This is a genomic window from Gemmatimonadales bacterium (genome assembly GCA_035502185.1).
In the GTDB taxonomy this organism is placed as follows: domain Bacteria; phylum Gemmatimonadota; class Gemmatimonadetes; order Gemmatimonadales; family JACORV01; genus Fen-1245.
Genome location: DATJUT010000049.1, coordinates 1 through 4678 on the forward strand (window position 1 = coordinate 1; position 4678 = coordinate 4678).

Sequence of the window (4678 nt, forward strand, 5' to 3'; positions counted from 1 at the left end):
ATCAGGAGCCAAACATTCAGCGCGGCGATGAAGTACGCAACCGCCCAGGACAGCCACGTCAGCCACCGGGCGTTGACGAATTCGCCCATCTTGGCCTTCTCGGAGGTGAACTTCACCAGCGGGAACACCGCGAACGAGAGCTGCATGCTGAGCACCACCTGGCTGAGGATCAGGAGCTTCGCCGTCCCGCTTTCGCCGTACAGGAACACCACGATCACCGCCGGAGTGATGGCCAGCGCGCGGGTGATCAGCCGCCGCAGCCATGGCCGCAGCCGGATGTCGAGGAAACCCTCCATCGTGATCTGCCCGGCCAGGGTCCCGGTCAGGGTGGAGTTCTGACCCGAAGCGAGAAGCGCCAGCGCGAAGACCGTGCTCGCGCCGCCAACGCCCAGGAGCGGCGTCAGGAGCTTGTAGGCCTGCTGGATCTCCGCCACGTCGTGCCGGCCGGCGCGATAGAAGACGGCGGCCGCCACCACCAGGATGGCCCCGTTGATGAACAGCGCGCCCATCAGCGCCACGGTTGAGTCGAGCGTGGCGTAGCGGATGGCCTCGCGTTTGCCCGCGCTGGTCTCCTCGTAGCGCCGCGTCTGCACGATGGACGAGTGGAGATACAGGTTGTGCGGCATCACCGTCGCGCCGAGGATGCCGATGGCGAGGTAGAGCATCTCCTTGTTGGTGGCCAGCTCGGGCGAGGGGATGAAGCTCGCCAGCACGGCCCCCATGTCGGGCCTGGAGAGGATAATCTCGAACAGGAAGCTGACGCCCATGGTCGCGATGAGGGTGACGACGAGCGCCTCCACCATCCGGAAGCCGCGATGCTGCAGGAACAGGACGATCAGGACGTCGAGGCCCGTCAGCAGCACCCCGAGCGCCATCGGGATGCCGAACAGCAGCTTCAGGGCGATGGCCGAGCCGATGACCTCCGCCAGGTCGCAGGCGGCGATGGCGATCTCGCAGATGACCCAATGGAAGATCACCGCGCGCGGCGAGTAGTGGTCGCGCACCGCCTGGGCGAGGTCCCGGCCGGTGGCGATCCCGAGCTTGGCGGCGAGGGCCTGGAACAGGATCGCCACCAAGTTCGAGATCATGATCACGCTGAGCAGCGAATAGCCGAACGCCGAGCCGCCCGCGATGCTCGTGGCCCAGTTGCCCGGGTCCATGTACCCCACGGCCACCAGGTAACCGGGTCCGGCGAACGCCAGCGCCTTCCGCCACCAGCCCCGCCCGCTGACCGGTATCGAGCGGTAGACCTCGGCGAGGCTCGGGGCGAGGCGCGCGCGCCGCCAGCCGGGCTCCCCGCGCGGGGGCGCCCCGTCCCCGTCCCGCCGTACCGCCGGCTCCGCCATGGGGGATGAGTAGTTTAGTTGCGACGAAAATGCAAGATCACGCTTGCTAAATTTGTTCAAGTGGGTACACTACAGGCCCCATGCGCCCCGCCCTGCTGGCCGTCCTCGTCCTGTCCGGCTTCGGCGCCTACCTCGGCGCGCGGCTCCCGGCGACCCAGTTCACGAACTGGGCGCTGTTCCAGAACACGGCCTGGGACTACCCGGCCGACACCCGCGGCTACTCCATCGGCGTCGCCGCCGCCTGGATCACGCCGCGCTGGGCGCTGCGGGCGGCCGCCTTCCAGATGCCGACCTACGCCAGCGGAAACACGCTCGACGGCGACCTCGGGCAGGCGCAGGGCGATGCCGTGGAAGTGACCGCGATGCCGGGAAGCGCCGGCACCGTGCTGCGGCTCCTCGGCTACCTCAACCACGCTCGCATGGGGAGTTACGCCGACGCGATCCGGATCGCGCAGCAGACCGGGCAGCCGCCGAACATCGTAGCGGACGACGCACCCGGCCGCTTCGAGCACGGTTTCGGCCTCAACGTCGAGCAGCCGCTGGCCGATGCGGGCGAGACGGGCGTGTTCGCCCGCTACGGGTGGTCGGACGGCCGGAACGAAAGCTTCGTCTTCACCGAGGTTGACCGCCACCTCAGCGCGGGGCTCCGGGTCCAGGGCGTCCGGCGGCGGCGCCGGCGCGTCCATCGTGGCCGTCGCCCTGGCCGACCACGCGCTCTCCTCGCTGCACCGCGAGTACCTGGAGATGGGCGGGCGCGGCTTTCTGCTCGGCGACGGGCGCCTGAACTACGGGCACGAGCGCATCCTGGAAGCGCACTACCGGCTGCAGATCGGCCGGTTCGTCCAGCTCAACCCCGATCTGCAGCAGATCTGGAACCCCGGCTACAACCGCGACCGCGGGCCGGCGACCGTGCTCGGCCTGCGACTCAACGTGCGGTATTGATGGCGACGGGCACCCCGAGCGTTCGATGGCTCGGGCGGACGGCCGTCGCGATGGTGCTCGCCGCCGGCGCTGCGAGGAGCACCCTGGCGCAGGAGTTGCCGGGATCCTCCCGCACCACGCGACTGGCAGCCGCTGCCATCTACGGCACCGTCACCGACAGCGGTTCCGGGCAGCCGTTGATCAGCGCCGACGTGCAGCTGGTCCGCGAGGGGCACGTGCTGGTGGCCACGACGACGTCCGCCCTGGGTCGCTACGCCCTGCGTGGACTCGAGCGGGGCGGGTACTCCCTCGAGGTGCGCCGGCTCGGCTTTCGTCCGGCGGCGCAGCGGCTCGTCCTGGCCGACGGCGACACCACGATCGACGTCGTCCTGGTCCCCGCGGCGCTCACACTCGACAGCATCACCGTGATGGCGCTCTCGCCGGTGGCCGTTGACGCCCGGACCGGCAATCAGGTCTTTCAGCAGGAGACCTACCACGGCTCTCCGGCGACCACGACGTCGCAGACGGTGCAGCAGGCGTTGGCTGGCGCCGCCCGCGCACCCACCGGCGAAGTGCACATCCGCGGTCAGCACGATGAGTTCACGTACTACGTAGACGGCATCCCCATCCCGCCAGGGATCTCGGGAAGCCTGAGCGAGGTCTTCTCGCCCGCGATTCTCGATCGCATGGAGTTTCAGACCGGCGGGTGGGATGCGGAGTACGGCAACCGGAACACCGCGGTCATGCATGTCGATACGCGGATTCCGGTCGGCGGCGCCGGTGTTCAGGGCTCGCTCGATGCCGGGTCGTTCGGCGCCGCAGGCCTGTCCCTGCTGGCGAGCGGCAATGTGGGCCGGCTCGGCGTCGTCAGCTCGGTCGCGCAGCGTGTCACCGACATGTGGCGCGAGCCCGTGATGCAGGCGGCCGGCACGGGCGCGCCCATCAACTTCCACAACACGGGAAGCGACCGCTACGGCTTTGGGAAGCTGCAGTATGCCGCGGGCGCCCGTGATTTCATCACCCTGGACCTGAGTGTCTCGGCGACCCAGTTCGAGGTCCCGTTTGATTCCACCGGCGGCATCCGGCTCGATGATCGGCAGCATGAAAGCAACGGCTTTGCGACCCTGGCCTGGCACCACGCGTCGGGGGCGCGCCCGGCCGACGGCGAACTGTTCGTGGGCGTTTATCACCGCGAGAGCGCCTTGCGGTACACGCCCGGGGTGGGCGAGCCGCCACAATTCACGTTCTACCCCGACACGACGCAGTACAACGTGAGCGAAGACCGCACGGCGAGCACCACGGGGATCAAGCTCGATGCGCTCCTGCCGAGCGCGGGACCGTTACAGGTCAAGACCGGCTTCGATGCCTCCCTGGTCGGCGCGCACGAGCACTTTGCGAGCCTGGATGCGCAAGGGGCGGCGGGGCCCTCGGTCGATGCTCCCGTCCATGGCGGTGATGTCGGCCTGTACCTGCAAGGGAGCTTCCAGCCCTCGCCGTTCTGGGAACTGCGACCCGGGCTCCGCTACGACGTGCACACCGCCCCGCTGGCGGGCTCCGCCACCCAGCTCAGCCCCCGCCTCCGGCTCAATCTCTTCCCGAGCGCGCGGACGTCGCTGTGGCTGTACTACGGCCGCCTCTTCGTGCCGAGCCCCGTGGAGGACTTCCACGTCCTGGCGAGCGCCGGCCAGGGAGGGCAGGCGGGGCAGCCCACGTACCCGGAACGCGACCACTTCTTCGAGGTGGGACTGGTGCACCGCTGGCCCGGCGCCGGCATGTCGCTCAAGCTCGACGCGTATCACAAGGAGAGCACACCGGGGGTGGACGACAACACGCTCCCCGGCACGGCGGTGACCGCGGACGTGAACGTGGCCAAGATCCGGATCACGGGGCTGGAATCGGTGCTTGCGGTGCGCCCCGATGGCCCGCTCAGCGGCTACTTGAACGTCGCCCTATCCCACGCGTCGGCGCACGGACCCATCACCGGCGGCTTCTCGCCGACGGCGTATCCGACCGGGTGGTATGATCTGGACCACGACCAGCGGCTCTCGATCGTGGGCAACCTATCGTATGAACGCCGCCGCTGGTATGCGGGCGCCACCGGCATCTTCGGCTCCGGTCTCACCAACGGCCATCCGTCGGCCGCCGTCAACGGGACCGGGCTCTTCGACTTCAACGCCGCCGTGAAGGTGCCGCCGAGTTTCATCGTCAACGCGAGTGCCGGCAGCACCGTCCGCGTGCTGGGCCGGGCGCTGCGCCCCGCGGTCTTTGTCGACAACCTCTTCAACCTCCACTACGTGCTGAAGGGGGCCTTCACCAGCGGCCCGTCCATCGGCCGGCCCCGCACTCTGCTGCTGCGGCTGGACGTCGACCGTTGACCGAGAGCCGGCGTCCCCACCCGGTGACGATGGGCA

General features: G+C 69.2%; 4 protein-coding genes. 2 read left to right on the top strand and 2 right to left on the bottom strand.

Annotated elements, in window-relative coordinates; translation table 11 throughout:
* Positions 1 to 1346, bottom strand: a 1346-nt coding sequence (locus tag VMF70_06550; GenBank protein HTT67670.1) for an Nramp family divalent metal transporter, incomplete at its 3' end; no start/stop codon positions are given.
* Between the two features lie 56 nt (positions 1347 to 1402).
* Positions 1403 to 2032 (bottom strand): hypothetical protein, encoded by a 630-nt coding sequence (locus VMF70_06555; GenBank protein ID HTT67671.1) that lies wholly within the window; start codon positions 2030 to 2032, stop codon positions 1403 to 1405.
* A gap of 1 nt (position 2033) precedes the next feature.
* Here VMF70_06555 and VMF70_06560 point away from each other — a divergent pair, with 1 nt between their 5' ends.
* Together VMF70_06560 and VMF70_06565 are read left to right on the top strand one after the other, a co-directional pair.
* Positions 2034 to 2288 carry a carbohydrate porin gene (locus VMF70_06560; protein HTT67672.1) on the top strand — a complete coding sequence of 85 codons (255 nt, stop codon included), beginning with the start codon at positions 2034 to 2036 and terminating at the stop codon, positions 2286 to 2288.
* Complete coding sequence (locus VMF70_06565) at positions 2288 to 4642, top strand: TonB-dependent receptor (GenBank protein HTT67673.1); 2355 nt, start codon at positions 2288 to 2290, stop codon at positions 4640 to 4642. Before VMF70_06560 ends, VMF70_06565 begins: the two co-directional genes overlap by 1 nt.
* Positions 4643 to 4678 lie beyond the last annotated feature (36 nt).

Bases quoted from the DNA above. Each gene is read 5' to 3' on its own strand.
- VMF70_06565 (HTT67673.1), top strand. From the start codon at position 2,288: ATGGCGACGGGCACCCCGAGCGTTCGATGGCTCGGGCGGACGGCCGTC.
- VMF70_06555 (HTT67671.1), bottom strand. From the start codon at position 2,032: ATGGACGCGCCGGCGCCGCCGCCGGACGCCCTGGACCCGGAGCCCCGC.